Source organism: Pseudomonas sp. 14P_8.1_Bac3 (genome assembly GCF_025466085.1).
Classification (GTDB): domain Bacteria; phylum Pseudomonadota; class Gammaproteobacteria; order Pseudomonadales; family Pseudomonadaceae; genus Aquipseudomonas.
Genome location: NZ_JANLOD010000049.1, coordinates 194,520 through 217,776, shown reverse-complemented (window position 1 = coordinate 217,776; position 23,257 = coordinate 194,520). Strand labels below are relative to the sequence as shown.

Genomic DNA, 23,257 nt, shown 5'->3' with positions numbered 1-23,257 from the left:
ACAGAAAAATCGTACGGGTTCGCGTTCAGCGCAAACAGGTCGTTTTCACGACAGTCGAGCCGCTATTTCGTACGGTTTTTTCCGGGTGTTACTGGCCCGCGCAAGCGTGCTTGAGTTCGATCAGGGTCACGCCGGCATGGGCAAACCCGCGGCGCAGGTCGCGCTCCAGCTCGTCGAGGCTCTGCGGCTCGTTCACGGTGCAGCCGAAGGCTTTGGCCAGCAGGACGAAATCCGGATTGCGCGGCAGGACGCCCACCGGTTCGATATCGAGGCTGAGCATGTCGTCGCGAATCTGCCCCAGCGCATCGTTGTTCCAGAGCAGCACCACCAGCGGGCTGTCCAGTTCCTCGACGGCGGTGGCCAGCTCCTGCACGGTGTAGAGGAAACCGCCGTCCCCCACCAGCACCAGGCCGGGCCGTTGCGGCGCACCGAATTTCGCGCCGATCCCGGCCGGCAGGCCATAGCCGAGGGTGCCGTAGCCGGTGGGGTGCAACCAGCTGCGGATGTTCCGGCTGGCGAACGCGTAGTTGCCGGTGTAGGCCAGTTGGGTCATGTCGCTGCTGATGAACGTGTCGGCGGGCATCGCCGCGGCGATGCGATCGAGGATGTTCTGATGGAGCGTTTGCAACGCACCGTGACCGGCTCGAATGGCAGCTTTCAGGCCCGCGACCGCAGCCACCGCTTCGGCAGAATCCCGCACCTGGGCCGGCAGCCGTGCCAGCAATGCGGCGAGGGTTTGCCGGGCATCACCCTGCAAGGCGACGGCACACGGATAGAAATCGTTGAACTTGCGCGAATCGATATCGACGCGGATCACTTCACCATTCAATGGCAGACGCTCACGCCAGTAATCGGTGTCGGCCATTTCAGTACCGACCGCCAGCACCACATCCGCTTGCGCGATCAGGTCCCAACCGGGTTGCACGCACAGGCTGGAGCCGGCGTTCAACGGCGCGTCCGGGGCCAACAAACCTTTACCGGCGACGCTGGTGAACAGTGGCGCGCCGAGGCGCTCGCTCAAGGCCTGCAACTCGGCACCCGCCGCCAGGGCACCGCCACCGGCGATGATCATCGGGCGCTTGGCCTGTTGCAGACGACGCGCCGCTTCATCGAGTGCTGCGTCAGCCGGCAGACCACGTCCGGGACGACGCACCACGTCGGCGCTCCAGTCGCGGCTGATCGCCCCGGCCAGCACGTCCAGCGGCACCGAAATGTGCACCGGCCGTGGCCGCTCGCTGTCGAACACGGCGAAGGCGCGGGCGATCAGTTCGGGCAGATCGTCAGTGCTCAAGGCCACCGCGGAAAACGCCGTGATCGGTGCGGTGATTGCCCGTTGATCCTGGGTCTCGTGCAGGCAACCCCAGCCTTTGCCGAGGCTGGCGGTGTGGTTGACGCTGGAGATCACCAGCATCGGAATCGAGTCGGCGTAGGCCTGGCCGATGGCGGTCGCGGCGTTGGTGACGCCGGGGCCGGTGATGATGAAGCACACACCCGGTTTACCGCTGACCCGGGCATAGCCGTCGGCCATGAACCCGGCGCCCTGTTCGTGACGGGTCAGCACGTGGCGGATGCCACTGCCGGGCAAGCCGCGATACAGCTCGAGGGTGTGGACGCCGGGAATGCCGAAGACGGTGTCGACGCCATAATTCGCCAGCAGGCGCACCAGCGCCTGGCCGCCGGTGAGGGTCGAGGATGATCGTTGCGGGGTCGATGGGGAACTCATGCTAGCCCTCGTTTTATTGTTGTGATGGGGTGGAGGATGGTGTTGATATTAAACACTCGTTCAACAGTGAAGCAATCTTTTCCTGAGTCGTGAAAAAGCCTCACGAACGACACGTAATTATTTGTTTTAAATAGGAATTAAGCCGCAGCAGCAGAAAGCCGGGACAGAGTTGTTACATCTTCGAACATTCACGCCACCAGCGGCCGTTTTTTCGTACTTTTGGCAGCGGCGCTCAAGCCCGGACGAACCGCTTGTAACCGCCCATTTGCACGCCATCGACCCACGCCTCGCAAATCAGTACGCCTTGGGCCGGGGTGAACGTGCTGGGGTTGAGCCCGCACTCCAGCCACAAACCGTCGAGCAAGGCGGTCAAGCCGATCGCGGCCAGTTCGCTGTCGAAGGCTTCCCAGCCCTCCTCCTGCGCCAGCAATTGCAAGGCGTCGCCCATGATCCTCCGGTACTCGCCGTAGGAGTGATCGTGCGCGGTGTTGATGGCGTCAGCGGTTTTCACCGCGCCCCAGAACGCGAGCCAGGCCTCGATCAGTTCGGGGTCGAGCATGCGCGGGGAAAACGACGCCTCGAAGAACGCCGACAGCTGCTGTCGGGCGCCGTCGCCGGCATTGGCCACCGATTCCCGCAGCAGACTCATGACCTGCCCGGTGATATGAAAATAGGCATCGGCCACCAATTCATCCTTGCCGGCGTAGTGATGGCTGATCAAGCCCACCGACACGCCGGCCTCGGCGCAAATCTTGCGGATCGAGGTGCCGACAAATCCGTACTTCTTCAGACACGTCAGCGTCGCAGCCACCAGATTGGCCTTGCGCAGCTCGGGGTCCATACGCAGAAAACGCGCTTCCTCGGCCATGATGCTCCTTCCCTTTTCGAAATCGATGGCTGACGGTACAGCATTGCATCAGCGCAGGGGATACAACGCCTCGTCAAATTGCTCCAGCCGCGGGAAAACCAGCGGCACATCCTGCTCCAGATGCTCCAGGCGCTGACGGTAATCGGCCAGGAATTGCTCGCGAGCCTCGGCGCTGATGTACGGCACATGCCACGCCACGAACGGCGGCAACACGTCGAGCCCGACATACGCCAGCGTGCCGCGCAGCAACGGGCGCAGCATGTCTTCCAGCGGACCGTGGATCGCGCCTTCACCGAACATGTGCTCGCGGCCGCCGAGGGTCACGGTGACCAGCGCTTTCTTGCCCGCCAGCCCACCCTGATCGTAAAAACGCTTGCCGCCGTAGCACACGCCCGACACCAGCACCCGGTCGATCCAGCCTTTGAGGATCGCCGGCATGGCGAACCAGTAGATCGGGAAATTGAGGATCAGCAGGTCGGCCCACAGCAGTTTGTCCAGCTCCTGCTGGATGTCGGGGGCCAGACTTTTGGACTTCACCCCCAGACGTTGCTCAAGGGCATACACCAGGTAATCCGGGTTTTCGCGGTCGGAGAAATCCTCGGCGCTGGCCACCGGGTTCCAGTTCATCGCGTAGAGGTCGGAGACTTGCACCTGATGACCCTGCGCTTCCAGGGTCCGCACCGCCTGATCGCGCAACGCCGTGGTAAACGACTGCGGCTCTGGATGGGCATGGAGAATCAATACATTCATTGGGGCAACCTTATGGCGATCGTGAAACGGTCAATGTTCAGGCCAGGCGGATCAGTGCATCCACCGCCACCGCGCCTTCGGCATTGACCAGCAAAGGGTTCACATCCAGCTCCAGCAGCTGTTCGGCGTTCTCGCAGGCGTAATCCGCCACCGCACGAATCGCCCGCACCAGCGCCGGCATATCCACCGCCGGCCCGCCGCGAAAACCGGTGAGCAACGGTGCGCAGCGCAACGCCAGCAGCGCGTCATGAATCGCCTGGTCGGTGGTCGGCAGCAACAGGCTACGACTGTCCTTGAGCAGCTCGACCAGAATCCCGCCGGCACCGATCACCAGCGCCAGGCCGAAGCCGGCTTCGCGCTTGATGCCGACGATCAGTTCCGCCAGGGGTGGTGCAGCCATGCGTTCCAGCAGTACCTGATCGAAGCTCAGCCCCGGAGCCTGTCGCGCAAGGTTGCCGCGCATGGTGTCGAGCGCGGCGCCCAGGGCTTTTTCGTCCTTGAGATTGAGGGCGACGCCACCGGCTTCGGTCTTGTGCGGCAGGTCCGCGCTGACCACTTTGAGCACCAGCGGATACCCGAGGCTGCGCGCCTCGTCCAGCGCCTGCTCGGGCCGGCACAATCGAGCATCGGGCAACGGCAGACCGAACAGGCGCAAGGCCTGTTTCGACTGCCACTCGTCCAGCAACCGGCCCCGCCCGACGCTGGCATCCGGGCAGATCGGCGCCAGCGCCGCTTCGCCGCCGTTGAGCAAGACGTGTCGACGCACACGGTAATGCGCGATTCGCGACCAGGCACCGAGGCCATCCTCTATCCCCTGCAACGCCGCCACGCCACGGGCATGCAGGCGTTCACGGGCCGAGGCCGGCAGCAGCTCGGGGAATGCCGAGCTGACAAAACCGGTCTTGCCGTGGCGCGCCAGCAGGTCGCAGTAAAGGTCCAGCAGCAAGTCGCATTCCTTGCGTTCGCCGGTGGATTCCGCTGGATAGTCGAGCACCAGCAAGGCCGCGTCGGCCGGTGTGCGCAGGGCCGTGTCGAGCATCTTTTCCAGGGCGTCACGGTCGCCCCAGATCGCCGTGGTGAAATCCAGCGGATTGACCAGATTGGCGTAGCTCGGCAATACGTGGATCAATTCTTCCGTCTGACTGGCATCGAGCTTCGGCAAGGTCAGATGATTGCGTTCGGCGTAGTCGGCAATCAGCCCGGCGTCGCCACCGGAACAGGCCAGCGCGATCAGGCTCGGTCCTGCCGGCAAGTTGCCGCAAGCGGCGGCTTTCAGGGTTTCGACGAAACTCACCGGACCGCTGACGCGAATCACGCCGAGGCGCTCGAACAGGCTGTCGTACAGCGCATCGGACCCGGCCAACGAACTGGTGTGGCTGAGCGCCAACTCGGCACCGATCTGCGACACGCCGGTTTTCAGGGCGATCACCGGGATGCCTTTTTCCAGCGCCTTGTACGCGGCACGGGCAAAACCGGGGACGTTCTTCAAGCCTTCGAGGTGCAAGCCGATGGCGGTGACCCGCGGCTCGTCGAGCAGCACATCCATCAACTCGGCCACGCCCAGTTGCGCCTGATTGCCCACCGATGCCATGTAGGCCAGCGGCAGTGAACGATCGCTCATGGACAGGTTGTAGGCAAAGTTGCCGCTCTGGGTCAGGATCGCGACGCCCTTCTCCACCGCTTTGCCGCCATGGGCCACCGGCCACAGCGCGACGCTGTGCAGGTAGTCGAGCAAGCCGTAGCAATTGGGACCGAGCAGCGCCATGTCGCCGGCCGCTTGCAGCAGTTGCTCCTGCAACGCTTGCCCTTGCTCGCCGGTTTCGGCGAAGCCGGAGGCATAACAAATCGCCCCGCCCGCGCCTTTGGTTGCCAGCTCGGCGACGCAGCTCAGCGTGTGCTCGCGGTTGGTGGCGATAAACACACCGTCCGGCCCGCACGGCAGGTCGGCAATCGACGCCACGCACGGCACACCTTCAAGGCTGGCGTGCTGCGGATTGACCAGCCACATCTGGCCCTGGAAGCCGCCATCGGCGCAGCGCTTGAGCGCCCGCGCCATGCTGCGCCCGCCGATGAACGCCAGGTGACGCGGGGCGAACAGACGCTTGAGGTTGTCTCTGATCGACATGAAAATCTCCTTGGCCAATCAGCGCAGCAACGGCCGCAGCAGTTCACGGGAAATGATGTGCCGCTGGATTTCGGACGTACCTTCCCAGATCCGTTCGATCCGCGCGTTGCGCCAGATACGCTCCACCGGACTTTCGTCCATCAGTCCCATGCCGCCGAAAATCTGCACTGCCTGATCCGCCGCGCGGCCGAGCACTTCGCTGGCAAACAGCTTGGCCATGCCGGCCTCACCGTCGGTCATGGTGCCCTGGTCCATTTTCCAGGCGACGTTCAGGGCCAGCAGTTCCGCAGCGCGGATTTCCGTGGCCATGTCCGCCAGCTTGAAAGAGATGCCCTGGTAGGTGCCGATGGCGTGGCCGAACTGCTTGCGGTCGGCGGCCCATTGCAGCGACACGTCCAGCGCCCGTTGCGCCTGACCGACGCAGTTGGCCGCGACCATCACCCGCCCGGCCGTGAGCCAGGCGTTGGCCACGTCCCAGCCTTTGCCGACTTCACCCAGCACTTTCGAGGCCGGCACCCGGCAATCGTCGAAGAAGATTTCGCTGGTGTGGTAACCGCGGTTGCTCACGCATTTCGGGCCACGGCGAATGGTCATGCCGGGGGTGTCGCGATCCACCAGGAAAGAAGTCACGGCGTTGCGCTGGCGACCATTGTGCTCGTAGGTGTCGGTCACCGCGAAGACGATCGCGAAGTCGGCGTGGCCGGCGTGGCTGATGAAATGCTTGCTGCCGTTCAACACGAAATCATCGCCGTCACGCACGGCGCGGGTTTTGATCGCATTGGCGTCGGAACCGGCGCCCGGCTCGGTCAGCGCGAAACAGTCGACCTTTTCCCCGCGCACGCAGGGCAGCAGGTAGTCCTCGATCTGCTGGCCGGTGCAGGCCATGAGGATTTTCGACGGCCGCGCAACGAACACGTGCAGCGCCCAGGACACCTTGGACAGCTCACGCTCGATCAGCGCCTGGGACAGGTAATCGAGCCCGCCCCCACCCACTTCTTCCGGCATGTTGAACGCGTAGAAACCGGCGGCAATCGCCTTGGCGCGAATCTGCGCGGCCAGTTCCTCAGGGACCGAATCGGCGCGGTCGACGGCGTCTTCGTGCGGCAGCAATTCTTTTTCGACGAAACTGCGCACGGACTCGACCAACATGTCCTGCTCTTGGGTCAATTGAAAATTCATGGTGGTACGTACCTGATTACTGGCCGATGAAATGAGGCGTGCGTTTTTCCACTGCGGCCCGGAGGGCTTCGGCGCCGTCCTGGCTGCGACCACAGAGCAGACCGGCCGCTTGTTCGGCGTCCAGCTGCTCGGCCAGGCTGCGCCGGGCGCCGTCGCGGATCAGCACTTTGGTCTGCGCGAAAGCGAAGGTCGGGCCGCTGGCCAGGCGTGTGGCCAGCTCCGTGGTGGTGGCGATCAGTTCTTCATTGGTGCAGACCTCGCTGACCAGGCCGGTGGCCAACGCGCGATCGGCGCTCCAGATTTCGTCGAGGAACAGCAGGCGTTTGGTTTGTTCGAGGCCGATCAAACGGGGCAGGTGCCAACTGGCGCCGGCGTCCGGCGAATACGCCATGCTGGTGTAGCCGGCCTTGAAACGCGCGGATTGGGCGGCGAGGCGGAAATCGCAGCACAGGGTCAGGTCCATGCCGGCGCCGACGGCGATGCCGTTGATGGCGGCGATCGTTGGTTTGCTGAAACCGTGGAGACGGTTCATCAGTTGGTGAGCGGTTTCGGTCCAGCCATAGGTTTCGAGGATGCCGCGGCTTTCGGCGTCGGCCCACTCGGCCACATCGGCACCGGCGCAGAAACCCTTGCCGTTGCCGGTCAGCACCAGCACCCGGACCGAGGTGTCGGCTTCCTGGGCATCGATCAGCTCGATCAGGGCCTTGAGGGTTGGAATGTCCAGCGCGTTACGTTGTTCGGTGCGGTTGAGGGTGATCCAGGCGATGCCGTTTTCAACCCGGCTGAGCAGTGACGGTTGCGAAGTCATGAAAGGTCCTCGTCATTATTGTATTTGGACAGGAGGTACGGAACTGCAGTCGATACTAAACAACTGTTCAGTAACGAGGCAATCCTTTCGGAAATACGTCGTAACAGACGGCATTTGTCGTTAACACAATGATTTAAATGGATATTGTTTAAAACGCTGCGGTGCATGTGAGGAAGCTGTTACATCTTCGAACAACTCCAGGTCGACTCAGCAACGGAAAAAGCCCCGCCCTTTTTGAGAGGACGGGGCTTTAAATTGGCTTAGAGACTGCACGCGCGAGGGGGAGATGATTCCCGCGTCGGCTAATGCCCCACCGCCGGAACGCCGCGCGGAGCAAGCTCCTACAGGATTTCGATCGAGGCGACGCTCCACTGTAGGAGCGAGCACGCTCGCGATGGTCGTCAACGATAACGCGGGAAACCAGACACCCCGCGGCGTCCTCCGGCTCTTCGCGAGCAAGCTCGCTCCTACAGGTTTTGCGTCTGCCCCGGCCTTTGGGGGCGAGTTATTGGGTGGGTTTGGCCATCGCTACGCGCCACACCTTGTTGCCGACATCGTCGGCCACCAGCAGAGCGCCGCTCTGATCCAGCGCTACCCCGACCGGGCGCCCTTGGGCTTCGCCGTCGGCGTTGAGAAAACCGGTGAGGAAGTCCATTGGCACACCGGCAGGCTTACCGTCGCTGAACGGGATGAACACCACTTTGTAGCCGGCCTGGGGATTACGGTTCCATGAGCCGTGTTCGCCGACAAAGGCCCCGCTGGCGAAAGCCGCCGGCATCGCGCGGGCGTCAGAGAAGGCCAGGCCCAGTGGTGCGACGTGGGTGCCTAGCGCGTAGTCCGGGGCGATGGCCTGGGCCACCTTGTCCGGGCGCGGCGGTTCCACGCGGGTGTCGACGTGGTTGCCGTAGTAGCTCCATGGCCAGCCGTAGAACGCGCCGTCTTTCACCGATGTCAGGTAATCCGGCACCAGGTCGCTGCCGATTTCGTCGCGCTCGTTGACCACGGTCCACAACTGGTTCGAACCAGGTTTCCAGGCCAGGCCATTGGGGTTGCGCAGGCCACTGGCGAACAGGCGCTTCTCGGCGCTTTTAACGTCGACTTCCCAAATCGCCGCGCGACCTTCTTCGGCGTCCAGACCGTTTTCGCCGACGTTGCTGTTGGAGCCTACAGACACATAAAGCTTGGTGCCCTCGGGATTGGCGAGGACGTTTTTGGTCCAGTGGTGGTTGATGCCCGCGGGCAAGTCGGTGACCTTCACCGGCATCGCGCTGATCTCGGTTTGCCCCGTGGTGTAAGGCACCTTGACCACGGCGTCGGCGTTGGCGATGAACAGCTCATCACCCACCAACGCCATGCCGAATGGCGAGGTCAGCCCGCTCATGAACACCGTGCGGGTTTCCGCATGACCGTCACCGTCGGCGTCACGCAACAAGGTGATGCGATTGGCGCTGGGCGCATCGGCGCCGACCCGGCCCATCACAATCCCCATCGCCGTGCGCTTCGCCCAGGCCAGCGGTCCGCTGCCGCCGTCGGTGGCGCCCTCAGGCATCGGTGGATGATTGCTTTCGGCGACCAGTACATCGCCATTGGGCAGCAGGTAGATCCAGCGCGGGTGCTCGAGACCGTCCGCCAGCGCGGTCACCGTGAAACCGACAGGCGCCTTGGGCATGTCGCTGCCCGACCAGCCCACGGCCTTGGACACCTTCAACGTGGGGATCAGCGACGTGGTCGGTTCCGGCAACTGCGGGTTTGGGCCGACGCTGGCCTGAGGCGGCAGTTTCGACGATTCACCACAAGCGCAGAGCAACGCGGCAGTGGTCATCAGGAGCGCCAGGCGGCGGGAGACAGGCATGTTCGAACCTCGCAATGGCCATCCGTGGGCCCATTCAGGAAAAGGCAAAATCCCGTCAAGTATCGCGGCGCCAACCCGCCGTAGCCACCGCGCGAATCACAAATCAATTTTGCCTGAATCGCACGAATGCCCGCCTGCAATGCCGGGCACTATTCCGAATAACAACACCGATCACTCGCAGAAACCGGTTTGCTGAGCTGAGGCCCCTCTGGCCTGCATCAACCTCAAGCCAGACCCTGCAGCGGATTCAACAACGCCTCCCGCAGCAACCGGGCCGCCGGTGAGTCCGGCACGTTTTTGCGCGACACCAGCTCATAGGGTTCGCTGCGCGAGGTGATGGGCAGCGGCAGCGTGGTGGTGAAGCCGTAGCCGGAGCAGAACTTCGCCACGTCGGTGGACACCAGGGCGACGAGGGTCGGATTTTCCTGGAGCAGCGACAGCGTGGCGAAGGCTGAGGTGGTTTCCAGCAGGTGCACGGGGAAACGCAGGTCCGCCTCGTGAAACTCCCGCTCCAGCAACAACCGCATGGGCATGTTGGCGCGATAGACAACCCAGCGGTAATCCACCAGGTCCTTCAGCGACAGCTGCCGGGCATAGGCGAACGGATGCTGGGTGCTGGCGATCACCGCCAGAGTTTCTTCGACGAATGCGGCGCTTTCATACAAGTAGGGGGTGGTGCTGATGGTGGTACGGCAGATCGCCAGGTCCAGGCGCCCGGCGTCGAGCTGGCTGAGCAGCGCGGCGCTGGTGTCCTCGACGATCTCGATGGACAGCTTCGGGTTATCGGCAATCACCCGGCTGATCGCCGTGGTCAACAGCGGCACCGCGCCCATGATGGTGCCGACCGACACGCGCCCACCCTCGCCGCTCATGATGCCGATGATCTCTTCGCGCAGGTGTGCGAGGTCGGTCTGGATCAGCCGCGCGTACCGGATCACCGAACGCCCGGCGTCGTTCGGTTCAAGCCCGCGGTTAGTACGGGTGAACAGCGACGTGCCAAAGGTGGTTTCAATTTCCTGCAGCGCTTTGCTCGCGCCGGGCTGGGTCAACGCGACCTGCCTGGCCGCGCCCAGCAAGGAGCCGTGCTCATCCAGAGCGATCAGCAGACGAAGCTGCTTGATATGCAGGCGGGACATGATCGAGTTCAGTGAGGGCGTCATCAGGGTTAACTAAAAGTTATAGAGGTATCGAAAGTTGTCAGTATCGAGGCTGGCCAGGACGGCCCTATAGTCCACCCCACAACCAGGCAATGCAACGGGTTTGACCAGGGCGCGAAAGCCCTCCTGCCCCAGACCGGTCGCAACAATAACAATCCTGTATAACTTGTGGTGAATCATGTCACTCATCAATTACGTCACGAAAATCCAGTTCGGCTACGACAGCCTGCAGCACCTTGCAGCCGAAGCCGAGCGCGCCGGAATCACCCGCCCGCTGATCGTCACCGACGTCGGCGTGCGCAATGCCGGCATCGTCGACAAAGTCATTGCCGCCCTTGGCGCCGATCGTACACCGACGATTTTCGACACCACCCCGCCCAACCCGAACGAACACGCCGTACGTGAAGCCGTGGCGCAATACCACCTCGGCGAATGCAACGGCATCATTGCCGTCGGCGGTGGTTCGTCGATCGACCTGGCCAAAGGCGTGGCGGTCTGCGCCACCCATGACGGCCCCCTGCAAAGCTTTGCGGTAATCGAAGGCGGGCTGGATCGCATCACGTCCGCGACCGCGCCGCTGATCGCGATTCCCACCACCGCCGGCACCGGCAGCGAAGTCGGCCGCGGCGCCATCCTGATTCTCGACGATGGGCGCAAGGTCGGCGTCATCTCGCCGTACGTGGTCCCTCGCGTGGCCATCTGCGACCCGGAACTGACCCTGGGTCTGCCGCCGATGCTGACGGCGGCTACCGGCATGGACGCCATCGCCCATTGCATCGAGACGTTCATGGCGCCAGCGTTCAACCCTGCGGCGGATGGCATTGCCCTCGATGGCCTGTGGCGTGCCTGGGAACACATCGAACGCGCCACCACCAAGCCCGGCGATCGCGAGGCGCGCATGAACATGATGAGCGCCTCGATGCAGGGCGCACTCGCCTTTCAAAAAGGCCTGGGCTGCGTGCACAGCCTGTCCCACGCCTTGGGCGGGATCAATCCGAAACTGCACCACGGCACCTTGAACGCGATTTTTCTGCCAGCGGTGGTCGACTTCAACGCCAACGCCCCGACCGTGCGCGACGAACGCAAGCTCGAACGCCTGCGCCAGGCCATGGGCCTTGAGACCGACGCGAACATCGGCGCGGCCATCGAAGACATGACCCGACGCCTGGGCCTGCCAACCCGCCTGAGCCAGATCGGCGTCGATGAAAGCCTGTTCGCCGGCATCGTCGAAGGTGCGTTGCACGATCACAGCCACAAGACCAACCCCCGCGAAGCGTCATCCGCGGATTACCTGTCGATGCTTGAACAATCGCTGTAATCAGCTGCTATCCAACAACAATAAATCAGGAGGCATCCGCAGCGCAGGCCCGTCCGGCGTCAGCGGAACAACCATGAAGCCCACCGTCCTTATCGACCGGCAAGACGCCATTGCCATCGTCACCCTCAGCCACCCAGGGAAAATGAACGCCCTGACCCTGTCCATGTGGCAAGACCTGGGTGACGTCATGACCGAACTGTCCGCCGACCTCAGCGTGCGCTGCGTGATCTTGCGCGGCGCCGGCGAACAAGCCTTCGCTGCCGGCGCCGATGTCGGCGAGTTTCCAAGCGTGCGCGCCAACCAGGCCCAGGCCCGTCACTACGCAGAAGTCACCTCGGCAGCGATGCGCGCGGTGGCCGACTGCCCGCACCCGGTGATCGCGATGATCCACGGCGTGTGCGTCGGCGGCGGCCTGGAAATCGCCGCGCTCTGTGACCTGCGTATTTGCGGCAGCTCCAGCCGCTTCGGCGCGCCGGTGGGCAAGCTGGGGCTGGTCATGTCCTATGACGAAATGGCCGGGCTGGTGGCACTGGCGGGACGTTCGACCACGCTGGAGATCCTGCTTGAAGGGCGGATCCTCGACGCCCAAGACGCCTACGTGAAGCACCTCGTGACCCGCGTCGTCGCCGATGCCGAGGTCGAATCGGAAACCCTCGCCACCGCCAAACGCATCACCCAAGGCGCGCCCCTCGTCGCCCGCTGGCATCGCCAGGCGGCGCGGCAACTGGAGGCCGGCGTCGTTCCCACGGCCGAGCAGATCGACGACAGCTATTCCTGCTACGACACCAACGACTTTCAGATCGGCCTGAACGCGTTCATCGCCAAAGCCAAACCACACTTCGAGGGCAAATAACATGGGACCGCTGACAGGAATGCGCGTGGTAGAACTGGCTCACATCATGTCCGGCCCGGTGTGCGGCATGATGCTCGCCGACATGGGCGCGGACGTGGTGAAGGTCGAGAAAGTCCCGGACGGCGATGACTCACGGCGCTTTTCGCCGATCATGGCCAGCGGCGAATCCGCATCGTTCATGGTGGTCAACCGTAACAAGCGCGGCATCGGCCTCAACCTGAAAACCGACGGTGGCCGCGACGTGTTGCGCCGCCTGCTGATGGACGCCGACGTGGTCACGGAAAACTACCGCGCCGGCACCATGGAGAAATTCGGCCTGGGTTATGAAACCCTGAAAACCCTCAATCCCGGCCTGATCTACTGCGCGATCTCCGGTTACGGGCGCAGCGGCCCGTTCGGCGATAAAGGCGGCTTCGACCTGATCGCCCAGGGCATGAGCGGCATGATGAGCATGACCGGCGAAGCCGGGCGTGAACCGGTCAAGGCCGGTTCGCCGGTGGCCGACATCAACTCCGGGATCCTCGCCGCCCTCGGGATCTGTGCCGCGTACGCCGCCAAGCAGAAAACCGGGCTCGGGCAAATGGTCGACACCTCGCTGTTCGAAGCCGGCCTGCAACAAATGTACTGGCCGGCGGCAGCGTATTTCGCCGACGGCACCATTCTGCCGAAAATGGGTTCGGCCAACTCCACCAGTGCGCCGTACCAGGTGTTCCGCACCGCGGACGGCTGGATCAATATCGGCGCCGCCAACCAGGCCAACTATGAACGCCTGGTCGAAGCGCTGGCCGTGCCGCAACTGAAAGCCGACCCACGTTTTGCCAGCAACGCCTTGCGCATGGAGCATCGCCTGGCGCTGGTGGACATCCTCAACGAAGTGCTGGTGGCGCGTACCACCGATGAATGGATGGTGTTGTTCGACAGCCTCGGCCTGCCTGCCGGGCCGGTCCTGGACATCGCTGCCGCGCTCGCTCATCCGCAAACCCAGGCCCGCGGCATGGTCGTCGAGACCCAACACCCGACCGAAGGCCGGGTGCGCGGCATGGGCTTGCCGATTCACTTCTCCGACATGGACAACGCCGCGCCGCCGACCAGTCGCCCGGCGCCGCTGCTGGGCGAGCACACCCGCGAGGTGCTGAAGGAAAGCGGCTATGCCGAGGATGAAATCGACGAACTGATCAAAAGCCAGGCGGTGGTGGCCCTCGCCTCCTGAATCCATAAACCTGTAGGAGCGAGCTTGCTCGCGATGGGCGTGAACGATGACGCGCGCTTCCTGGATGAACGCGACGCCCTCAGGTTTATCGCGAGCAAGCTCGCTCCTACAGAAAAGCAGCGTTCGCAGCATGGATCCGCCGTTTTTCAGAACAACTACAAAAACAATAAGGTGAACATCATGAGCCGTATCTTGACCGAGTCTGTCAGCCGCCGATCATTCCTGGTATCCGCCGGCGTCACCGTGGGCGGCGCGTTTGCCGCCAACCTGCTGCCCTCCGGTGTCTTCGCCGCGACCAAACCGATCGTGTTGCGCTACACCAGCAGCCTGCCCGACACCCATCCGCTGAACAAACAGATGAAAGCCGCCTCGGAAGCCATCAAGGCTGAAACCAATGGCGCGGTGGACCTGCAGGTGTACGCCAACGGCGCCATGGGCGGCGACACCGATATGCTGTCCCAGGTGCGAGCCGGCGCCATCGATTTCATCCCGTTACCCGGCGCGATCCTCTCGACGCTGGTGCCGGCCATGTCGATCGAAAGCATGCCGTTCGCCTTCAAGGACTATGAGAGTGTCTGGGCCGCCCTGGACGGCAAACTCGGCGAGCACGTGCGCGCCAAGACCGAGAAAGTCGGGCTGATCCCGATGGAAAAAGTCTGGAACAACGGCTTCCGCCAGATCACCAGTTCCACCCGGCCGATCAACACCCCGCAAGACCTCGCCGGCTTCAAGCTGCGCGTGCTGGTCAGCCCGTTGTGGACCTCCATGTTCAGCGCCCTGGGCGCCTCACCGACCGGCATCAGCATCAACGAAACCTACTCGGCGTTGCAGACCAAAGTGGTCGACGGCCAGGAAAACCCGCTGGTGGTGGTCGAGTCCGCACGCTTCTACGAAGTGCAGAAATACTGCTCCCTGACCGACCACATCTGGGGCGGCTTCTGGATCGTCGCCTCGGGCAAGACTTTCCCGAAACTGCCGGCCGACATTCAGGAAATCGTCTCCCGGCAGATCAACGCCGCCGCGCTGGTCCAGCGCCAACAGGTGATCGACCTCAACGCCAGCCTGGAGCCGTCGCTGACCGCCCACGGCATCACCTTCAACAAAGTTGACCGCGCATTGTTCCGCGCTGACCTGCAATCGAAAGGCTTCTACACCCAATGGAAGGAAAAGTACGGCACTGAGGCCTGGAGCTTGCTCGAGCAGTACGCGGGTCAACTGTCCTAAGCCGGAGACAAGGTCATGAAAAATCAAATGCCAATGACGGACGTTTCCCCGGCTGAAGGCGTCAGCCCGCGCCAGACCACGTTCCGACTCGGCCGTGCGCTGGACACCGGCCTGCGCTGGCTGACCGAAGGCAGCGCGGCGTTGCTGGTGGTGATCGAAGTCACGTTGCTGTTCTGCAACGTGTTCTCGCGTTATGTGCTCAACCAGCCGATCGTCTGGGGTGACGAGCTGGCGTCGCTGCTGTTCCTGTGGCTGGCAATGCTTGGCTCTGTGGTGGCGATGCGGCGGGGCGAGCACATGCGCCTGACCTCATTCATCGGCCGCTTGCCCGCGGACAAACGCGCGTTTGTCGACACCCTCGGCGCGGTGATCGTCATCACGTTCATCGGGCTGCTGTTCACCCCGGCCTGGGAGTACGTCAGCGATGAATGGATCATCACCACCGCCGCCCTGGAAATCCCCAACGCCTTCCGCGTGTCCGCCATCGCCGTCGGCCTGAGCCTGATGCTGATGACCTGCGTGGCGCGACTGCTGACCAGTGCGCGGTTGATCGACTTCTCGGTCTCGGTGGCGATACTCGCCTCCCTCGGCGCGTTGCTGTGGGTGGCCGAAGGCTGGATGCTGCTGATGGGCAACTGGAACCTGGTGATTTTCTTCATGATCGGCGTGATGGCGATGATCGTCATCGGCGTGCCGATCATGGTCGCCTTCGGCCTGGCGACGGTGGCGTACCTGTCGACCATGACCAGCACGCCGCTGACCCTGGTGGTCGGACGGATGGACGAAGGCATGGCCAGCCTGATCCTGCTGGCCATTCCGCTGTTCGTGTTCCTCGGTGCGTTGATCGAGGCCATGGGCATGGCGCGGGCAATGATTCATTTTTTGTGCTCGTTGATCGGCCATGTGCGCGGCGGTCTGTCATACGTGCTGATCGGCGCGATCTACCTGATCTCCGGTATTTCCGGCTCGAAGGCCGCCGACATGGCCGCCATCGCCCCGGCGCTGTTTCCGGAAATGAAGAAGCGCGGCGAAGACGAAAACGAACTGGTGGCGATGCTCAATGCCTCCGGCGCGATGTCGGAAACCATTCCGCCGAGCCTGGTGCTGATCACTATCGGCTCGGTGACCGGCGTGTCGATTTCCGCGTTGTTCACTGGCGGGTTCATGCCGGCGGTGGTGGGTGCGATTGCCATGGCGGCAGTGATCTGGTGGAAAAATCGCAAGGGCGAGGTCTCCACCGGCAAACGCGCCTCGCTCAAGGAAATCGGCCACTCGCTGCTGATCGCCCTGCCCGCTCTGGCGCTGCCCTTCGTGATCCGCACCGCGGTGGTCGAGGGCGTGGCCACTGCCACGGAAGTCGCCGCCATCGGCGTCGCCTACACCTTCATCGTCGGATTGCTGTGCTACCGCTGTTTCGACTGGCGCCGCTTGTACCCGATCCTGGTCAGCACCGCGTCGTTGTCCGGCGCGATCCTGATCATCATCGGCAGCGCCACCGCCATGGCCTGGGCGCTGACCCAATCGGGCTTCTCGCACCAACTGGCGCAAGTGATGGCGACGGTGCCGGGCGGCGCGCTGGGGTTCCTGATCATTTCGGCGGTGGCGTTCATCCTGCTCGGCAGTTTCCTCGAAGGCATCCCGGCCATCGTGCTGTTCGGACCGCTGCTGTTTCCGATTGCCAAGGCCATGGGCATCAACGACGTGCATTACGCCATGGTCGCGATTTTCGCCATGGGCCTGGGCCTGTTCGCCCCGCCGTTTGGCGTGGGTTTCTACGCCGCATGCGCCATCGCCAAGGTCGACCCCAGCGGTGCCATGCGCCGGGTCTGGCCGTACCTCGGCGCGCTGGTCGTGGCGCTGGGCGTGTTGATTGCGGTGCCGTGGATCTCCATCGGTTTCCTGCCCAACGCTTGAATCACTTTTGACTGACAGCACTCAACCACGAGGTTTCCCATGAATTTCTCCACGCTCGTCGCCGGCACCGCCACCGAACGCAAACTGATCGTCGACCGCGATCGCACCATCTCGTTTCTCGGCGAAGACCTGCGCATCTATGCCACGCCCCGCCTGGTCGACGACATCGAACAGACGTGCCTCGATTACCTGCTTGGCTTTCTCGATGACGGTGAAAACACCGTCGGCGCGGCGGTCGATATCCGTCACGTCGGCGCCACGTTGCTGGGCATGTCGGCGAACATCGTCGCCACGGTCACCCGCATCGAAGGTCGCAGCGTCACCTTCAACGTCGAGGTGCGCGATGACGTCGAACTGGTCGCCACGGCGGCGCATACCCGGGTGGTGGTGAACGTCGCCAAGCTGCGCAGCCGTGTCCAGGCCAAAGCCGAGGCGGCTGCGGCAGGCGAAGTCGAAGACGGCGTGCTCAGCCCTTCGCAATTCTCCGCGTCGCGCTAAGGGACGGACTCATGATCACCCTGCACGAACGCAACGGTTTGCCGAACCTTGCCGCCGCGGATGCGCTACCGGTTGTCGACGCCCACCATCACCTGTGGGACCTGGGCAACGGGCGTTATCCGTGGCTGCAGGATGACTATCACGAGGATTTTTTCCTCGGCGACTATCACAGCCTGTGCCGTGATTTCCTGCCGGAGCACTTCCTCGCCCTGACCGCACACCAGCGTCTGGTGGGCACCGTGCATGTCGAGGCCGAACGCGCACGGGATGAGCAGGTCGCCGAAACGCGCTGGCTGGAACAGGTCAACGCACGGTACGGCTTCCCGAATGCCATCGTCGCCCACGCCTGGTTCGATCGCGAAGACAGCGCGGAAATCCTCGCTGCCCAGGCCGCTCGCCCGTTGGTCAAAGGCATCCGCTCCAAACCGGTCACTTCGGCATCGCCAGACGTGTCGATTGCCGGGGCCAGGGGCACCATGCAGGACCCGCAATGGCTGGACGGATTTTCCCGGCTGGCCGAGCACGGTCTGTCGTGGGACCTGCGCGTGCCGCCGTGGCATCTGGTCGAAGCGGCCGAGGTGGCGGCGACGTTTCCGCAGGTCCGCATCGCGCTCAACCACACCGGTTTCGCCTGGGATCGCAGCCCGCCAGGCATGGCGCGCTGGCACCAAGGCCTGGAAGCGCTGGCCCTGCAGCCGAACGTGCACATCAAGCTGTCGGAGTTCGGGCTCAAGGATTCGCCGTGGAATTACGACGACAACCGCGTGGTGGTGCTGACCGCGCTGGAGATTTTCGGCCCCGAGCGCTGCATGTTCGCCAGCAATTTCCCGGTGGCCGGGCTGCGTGCGTCCTACGACACGATCGCCGATGGCATGGCCACGATGCTCGCGCCGCTGGGCCGTGCGGTGCAGGAAGCGGTGTTCGCTGGCAACGCTCGACGTTTTTATCGCCTGGAGGCGTCCCATGGATAACGGCTCGATCATCGACTGGCGCACGCGCTTTCTCGCCAGCGGCGACGACGCCGACCTGCCCATCGTCGACGCGCACCAACACTATTTCGACGTCGAAAACCATTACTACCCGTGGCTGAACGACCGGCCGTTGCGGCCTTTCCGATATGGCGATTACTCGTCGATCTGCCGCAACTTCCTGCCGGCCGATTACCGGCGGCTGAGCGGACGTCATCGCGTCGTACAAACGGTGGTGATCGAGGGCGAATGGGACCCGGCGACACCGCTTGAGGAAGTGAAGTTTGTCGAGTCGCTGGCGAAAACCGAACCGAGCCTCGGCGCCATGGTGGCCCAGGCCTGGCTGGACCGCGAAGACGCCGCCGACTTGCTACGCCTGTACGGCAAGCATCCGCTGGTGCGCGGCATCCGCCACAAACCAACGGTGACCCGGCGTGAGGCCTGGCGTGAGGATTTCGTCGCGCCCGGCTCCATGCGCGATCCGCGCTGGCGCGATGGCTATGCGCGGCTGGCGGAAAACGGCCTGCACTTCGAGTTGCAGGCGCCGTGGTGGCATCTGGCGGAAGCCGCCGAGCTGGCCCGGGACTTTGCCGACGTGACCCTCGTGGTCAATCACACCGCGCTGCCCGCCGACCGCTCGGAGGAAGGCCTGGCCGGCTGGCGTGAACACCTCGCGCTGCTGGCGCGCGAGCCGAACGTCATGCTGAAGATTTCCGGCCTCTGTATCCCCGGTCAGGCCTGGCCGGCCGAGGCGAACCGTACGGTGGTCAACGACGCGATTTCCATCTTCGACGTCAGCCGCTGCGCGTTCGCCAGCAATTACCCGGTCGACGGCGTGGTGAACAGCCTCAGCGAAGTGTTCGACGGTTTCAAAACCATTGTCAGGGACCGTTCGCCCACCGAGCGGCTGGCCCTGTTTCATGACAACGCCCGGCGTATCTACCGCCTCGCTTGACCCGATCCGATCGCTCATCAGGAGTTCACCATGTTTGAAGTTTCAGGCCACAACTACATCGCCGGCGCACGTTCGGCGAAGGGCACGACCACTCTGCAAAGCCACGACGCCAGCACCGGAGATGCACTGCCGTATCGCTTTCATCAGGCGACCGCGGAAGAAGTAAACGCCGCCGCCGAAGCCGCGGCCACCGCTTACCCGTCCTTTCGCAATCTTTCCGCCGTGCGCCGCGCCGGTTTTCTTGACGCTATCGCCGCCGAACTGGATGCACTGGATGAGTCGTTCATCAGCCTCGTGTGCCGGGAAACCGCCCTGCCCGCCGGGCGCATTCAAGGCGAGCGAGCCCGCACCAGCGGGCAGATGCGCTTGTTCGCAACGCTGCTGCGCCGGGGTGATTTCCATGGGGCGCGCATCGACCGGGCGCTGCCAGACCGCCAGCCGCTGCCGCGTCCTGACCTGCGCCAGTACCGCACCGGGCTCGGTCCGGTGGCGGTGTTCGGCGCCAGCAACTTTCCGCTGGCGTTCTCCACCGCGGGGGGTGACACCGCGTCCGCCCTCGCCGCCGGTTGCCCGGTGGTGTTCAAGGCCCACAGCGGGCACATGGCGACCGCCGATTACGTCGCCGATGCAATCACTCGCGCGGCGCGCAAAACCGGAATGCCCGAGGGCGTGTTCAGCCTGCTCTACGGCAGCGTCGGTGAAGCGCTGGTCAAGCATCCGGCGATTCAAGCCGTCGGTTTCACCGGTTCGTTGCGCGGTGGTCGGGCCTTGTGCGACATGGCGGCGGCGCGCCCGCAACCGATTCCGGTGTTCGCCGAAATGAGCAGCATCAACCCGGTGCTGCTGATGCCCGAGGCCCTCAAGGCCCGCGGCGAAAAAATCGCTGCCGAGCTGAGCGCTTCCGTGGTGCTCGGTGCCGGCCAGTTCTGCACCAATCCCGGTTTGGTGCTGGGCATTCGCTCGGCGGAATTCACGGCATTCCTCGAACGTTTTGTCGGGCTGATGAACGCGCAACCGGCGCAGACGATGCTCAACGCCGGCGCCCTGAAAAGCTATTGCCACGGCCTCGACAACCTGCACGCACATCCCGGCATCACGCACCTGGCCGGCAGCACGCAACAGGGCAAGCAGGCTCAGCCGCAGGTGTTCAAGGCCGACGTCAACCTGTTGATCAACGGCGATGAAGTGCTCCAGGAAGAGGTGTTCGGCCCGACCACTCTGGTCGTGGAAGTCGCCGACCACGCCGAATTGCTCCAGGCGTTGCACGGCTTGCGCGGTCAGTTGACGGCCACACTGATCGTCGAAGATTCGGAACTCGCCCGCGTTGGCGGCGTGCTGGACCTGCTGGAGCAGAAAGTCGGGCGCGTGCTGTTCAACGGCTACCCCACCGGCGTGGAAGTCTGCGACGCGATGGTCCACGGTGGGCCGTACCCGGCGACGTCGGATGCGCGCGGCACCTCGGTCGGCACCCTGGCGATCGACCGTTTCCTGCGTCCCGTCTGTTTCCAGAACTGCCCCGACAGTCTGTTGCCAGACGCGCTGAAAAACGCCAACCCGCTGGGCATCGCCCGACTGGTTGACGGCGCCAGCAGCCGCGATGCGCTGTAGGCCACGCGGCTTCAACTAACACCCACCGATAGCTGCACCTTCCGCGCCTGTTGAACAACAGGCGTCGGATTCGCTCGTCCCGAAAACCGCGTTTCAACACACAACAACAAAAACAGAGGAAGTCTCATGCACGCTTACCGTCACCCGAAACACCGCTTGTGCAACTTGATGCTGGCCGTGACCGCCGCCGTGATGATCAACACGGCCGGCAGTCAATTGGCCGTTGCCGACACCACCCCTGCCACGACGACCGCCCCCATGCAATGTGCCACTGAAGCCACACCGCGCTACACCAAGACCCCCACCGGCTACCTGATGGTGCTGCGCATGGGCGACAACGCGTTCAAGGAACTGACCAAGCTGGCCATCGCCGAGAAGATTCCCAGTGCCTCGATCAGCGGCATTGGTTTCGGCAACGTGAAGTTCGGGTTCTGGAACAAGGACAAGAAGGATTTTGACGCCAAGGTGCTGAACAGCGTCGAGATGGCCAGCATCACCGGTTCGGTGGCGTGGAAGAACGACCAGCCGTCGATCCATATGCACGGCGTCGCCGGGGACGCCACGTTCCAGGCATACGGCGGCCACATCCTCGATTTCGAGGTCACCACCGGCTCGATGGAAATCACCGTGATCGTCCACCAGCGTCGCCTCGAGCGGGGCATCGATCCGTGCATTGGCGCCAACGTGCTGGGTATTTAGCCCGAGCATCACGCTCCCGCAGGCAGCGCATCTGTCACCGCGGGAGCCACCCTCCTGAATCCAACTACAAAAACAATAGGGGCGTTTTTACATGAGCAACAAGCACACCGTTTTCACCCTGGCATTGGGCGCCATTGCACTCAGCCCCCAGGCGCACGCCGACTTTCTCGGCGACAGCAAGGCCACGCTGGGGATGAGAAATTTCTACTTCAACAACGACAACCGCGACGGCCCGGCCGCGCCGTCGAAAACCGAAGAGTGGGCCCAGGGTTTCATGCTGGACTTCAAGTCGGGCTACACCGATGGCGTGGTCGGTTTTGGCGTCGACGCGCTGGGGCTGATGGGCGTTACGCTGGACAGCGGCAAAGGACGCCATGTCGGCGGCAGCATGATTCCTTCCGACAGCGACGATCGCGCGGTCGATGAGTGGAGCCGGCTGGGTTTGACTGGCAAGGTTAAAGTCTCGAAGACCGAACTGCGCCTGGGCACGCTGCTGCCGAAACTGCCGATCCTGGTGAGTAACGACGGGCGCTTGCTGCCGCAGACGTTCGAAGGTGGCCAGATCACTTCCGGCGAGTTCGAGGACCTGACCCTGACGGGCGGGCGAATCGAACACGCCACCGGTCGCGGTTCCAGCGACCAGAACGGGCTGGCGGCCACCGGTGGCACCCGAGAAAGCAACGCATTCGACTTCGCCGGCGGCGACTGGAAAATCACCAGGGACCTGACGGTCCAGTATTACTACGCCAACCTGGACGACTACTACACCCAGCAGTTTTTCGGCCTGATGCACACGCTGATGATCTCGGACAATCAATCGCTGAAAACCGATTTGCGCTACTTCAAGACCGACTCGTCCGGTAAAAACGGCTCGGGCACTTCGGGCTACCGCATCAGCGGCTACACCGACGGCAATGATGGCGAAATCGACAACCGCACCTGGAGCGCCGCGCTGATCTATACCGCGGGCGCCCATGCGCTCACCGCCGGTTATCAAAGCGTTTCCAGCGGCAGCAATTTCACCCAGCTCAACCAGGGCGGCCTCGCCGACAAAGGTGCTGGCGGGGTCAGCCTGTACCTGTACACCGATCGCCTGATCCAGACGTTCACCCGCGCGGGCGAGCGCACCTCGTTCGGTCAGTATGCGTATGACTTCGCAGGTGTCGGGGTGCCGGGGTTGAAGGCCTCGGTCATCTACCTCAGCGGCGACAACATCAAGACCGTCAGCGGCGACACACAGAAGGAATGGGAGCGCGACATCGGCCTGGATTACACGATTCAGTCCGGCGCGCTCAAGGGGATCGGATTCGGCTGGCGCAACGGCAAGTCCAACAGCGAAGCAAGTCGGGACCAGGACCAAAACCGCCTGATCGTGAGCTACAGCATTCCGCTGCTTTAAGGCGCGGCGAGCGCAAGGACGCGACGCCCTAAAGGATTTCAATCAAGGCGACGCTTAACTGTAGGAGCGAGCTTGCTCGCGATGGTCGTCAACGATAACGCTGGAAATCAGACACCCCGCGGCGTCCTCGGGTTTTTCGCGAGCGAGCT

The 23,257-nt window shown here is 63.5% G+C and carries 19 protein-coding genes; 11 read left to right on the top strand and 8 right to left on the bottom strand.

Annotated features, from left to right (window positions below; translation table 11 throughout):
- Positions 1 to 88: 88 nt before the first annotated feature.
- The 8 genes from NTD84_RS15290 to NTD84_RS15250 form a co-directional block, all read right to left on the bottom strand.
- Positions 89 to 1,723, bottom strand: a complete 1,635-nt coding sequence (locus NTD84_RS15290) for a 5-guanidino-2-oxopentanoate decarboxylase (RefSeq protein ID WP_262166968.1) — start codon at positions 1,721 to 1,723, stop codon at positions 89 to 91.
- A gap of 232 nt (positions 1,724 to 1,955) precedes the next feature.
- The gene (locus NTD84_RS15285) at positions 1,956 to 2,591 is read right to left on the bottom strand and encodes a TetR family transcriptional regulator C-terminal domain-containing protein (protein WP_262166966.1); all 636 of its coding nucleotides are present in this window, start codon (positions 2,589 to 2,591) and stop codon (positions 1,956 to 1,958) included.
- Between the two features lie 48 nt (positions 2,592 to 2,639).
- Positions 2,640 to 3,341, bottom strand: coding sequence for an NAD(P)H-dependent oxidoreductase (locus NTD84_RS15280; protein ID WP_262166964.1), 702 nt, complete (start codon positions 3,339 to 3,341; stop codon positions 2,640 to 2,642).
- A 37-nt stretch (positions 3,342 to 3,378) separates the two neighbouring features.
- Positions 3,379 to 5,466 carry an acetate--CoA ligase family protein gene (locus NTD84_RS15275; RefSeq protein WP_262166962.1) on the bottom strand — a complete coding sequence of 696 codons (2,088 nt, stop codon included), beginning with the start codon at positions 5,464 to 5,466 and terminating at the stop codon, positions 3,379 to 3,381.
- 18 nt (positions 5,467 to 5,484) lie between these two features.
- Positions 5,485 to 6,645, bottom strand: coding sequence for an acyl-CoA dehydrogenase family protein (locus NTD84_RS15270; RefSeq protein ID WP_262166959.1), 1,161 nt, complete (start codon positions 6,643 to 6,645; stop codon positions 5,485 to 5,487).
- Positions 6,646 to 6,661: 16 nt separating this feature from the next.
- The gene (locus tag NTD84_RS15265; protein WP_262166957.1) at positions 6,662 to 7,453 is read right to left on the bottom strand and encodes an enoyl-CoA hydratase/isomerase family protein; all 792 of its coding nucleotides are present in this window, start codon (positions 7,451 to 7,453) and stop codon (positions 6,662 to 6,664) included.
- A gap of 505 nt (positions 7,454 to 7,958) precedes the next feature.
- On the bottom strand, positions 7,959 to 9,305 hold the full coding sequence (locus NTD84_RS15255; protein WP_262166955.1) for a PQQ-dependent sugar dehydrogenase: 1,347 nt from the start codon (positions 9,303 to 9,305) through the stop codon (positions 7,959 to 7,961).
- Between the two features lie 224 nt (positions 9,306 to 9,529).
- Positions 9,530 to 10,465, bottom strand: coding sequence for a LysR family transcriptional regulator (locus NTD84_RS15250; protein ID WP_262166954.1), 936 nt, complete (start codon positions 10,463 to 10,465; stop codon positions 9,530 to 9,532).
- 175 nt (positions 10,466 to 10,640) lie between these two features.
- Here NTD84_RS15250 and NTD84_RS15245 point away from each other — a divergent pair, with 175 nt between their 5' ends.
- The 11 genes from NTD84_RS15245 to NTD84_RS15195 all read left to right on the top strand — a co-directional run bounded on the left by NTD84_RS15245 (position 10,641) and on the right by NTD84_RS15195 (position 23,108).
- Positions 10,641 to 11,780, top strand: coding sequence for an iron-containing alcohol dehydrogenase (locus NTD84_RS15245; RefSeq protein ID WP_262166953.1), 1,140 nt, complete (start codon positions 10,641 to 10,643; stop codon positions 11,778 to 11,780).
- 73 nt (positions 11,781 to 11,853) lie between these two features.
- Positions 11,854 to 12,633, top strand: a complete 780-nt coding sequence (locus NTD84_RS15240) for an enoyl-CoA hydratase-related protein (protein WP_262166952.1) — start codon at positions 11,854 to 11,856, stop codon at positions 12,631 to 12,633.
- Between the two features lies 1 nt (position 12,634).
- Positions 12,635 to 13,843 carry a CaiB/BaiF CoA transferase family protein gene (locus NTD84_RS15235; RefSeq protein WP_262166950.1) on the top strand — a complete coding sequence of 403 codons (1,209 nt, stop codon included), beginning with the start codon at positions 12,635 to 12,637 and terminating at the stop codon, positions 13,841 to 13,843.
- 180 nt (positions 13,844 to 14,023) lie between these two features.
- Positions 14,024 to 15,067 (top strand): TRAP transporter substrate-binding protein, encoded by a 1,044-nt coding sequence (locus NTD84_RS15230; protein ID WP_262166948.1) that lies wholly within the window; start codon positions 14,024 to 14,026, stop codon positions 15,065 to 15,067.
- 15 nt (positions 15,068 to 15,082) lie between these two features.
- Positions 15,083 to 16,981, top strand: coding sequence for a TRAP transporter large permease subunit (locus tag NTD84_RS15225; RefSeq protein WP_262166947.1), 1,899 nt, complete (start codon positions 15,083 to 15,085; stop codon positions 16,979 to 16,981).
- Between the two features lie 39 nt (positions 16,982 to 17,020).
- The gene (locus NTD84_RS15220; protein ID WP_262166946.1) at positions 17,021 to 17,479 is read left to right on the top strand and encodes a thioesterase family protein; all 459 of its coding nucleotides are present in this window, start codon (positions 17,021 to 17,023) and stop codon (positions 17,477 to 17,479) included.
- 11 nt (positions 17,480 to 17,490) lie between these two features.
- Positions 17,491 to 18,450, top strand: a complete 960-nt coding sequence (locus NTD84_RS15215) for an amidohydrolase family protein (protein WP_262166943.1) — start codon at positions 17,491 to 17,493, stop codon at positions 18,448 to 18,450.
- Positions 18,443 to 19,402: an amidohydrolase family protein gene (locus NTD84_RS15210; RefSeq protein ID WP_262166941.1), complete on the top strand. Its 960-nt coding sequence runs from the start codon at positions 18,443 to 18,445 to the stop codon at positions 19,400 to 19,402. The genes NTD84_RS15215 and NTD84_RS15210 overlap by 8 nt, the downstream gene beginning before the upstream one ends.
- Before the next feature lie 30 nt (positions 19,403 to 19,432).
- Positions 19,433 to 21,010: an aldehyde dehydrogenase (NADP(+)) gene (locus tag NTD84_RS15205; protein WP_262166939.1), complete on the top strand. Its 1,578-nt coding sequence runs from the start codon at positions 19,433 to 19,435 to the stop codon at positions 21,008 to 21,010.
- A 126-nt stretch (positions 21,011 to 21,136) separates the two neighbouring features.
- Positions 21,137 to 21,709 (top strand): PPC domain-containing DNA-binding protein, encoded by a 573-nt coding sequence (locus tag NTD84_RS15200; protein WP_262166937.1) that lies wholly within the window; start codon positions 21,137 to 21,139, stop codon positions 21,707 to 21,709.
- 91 nt (positions 21,710 to 21,800) lie between these two features.
- Positions 21,801 to 23,108 carry an OprD family porin gene (locus tag NTD84_RS15195; protein ID WP_262166935.1) on the top strand — a complete coding sequence of 436 codons (1,308 nt, stop codon included), beginning with the start codon at positions 21,801 to 21,803 and terminating at the stop codon, positions 23,106 to 23,108.
- The last annotated feature ends 149 nt before the right edge of the window (positions 23,109 to 23,257 follow it).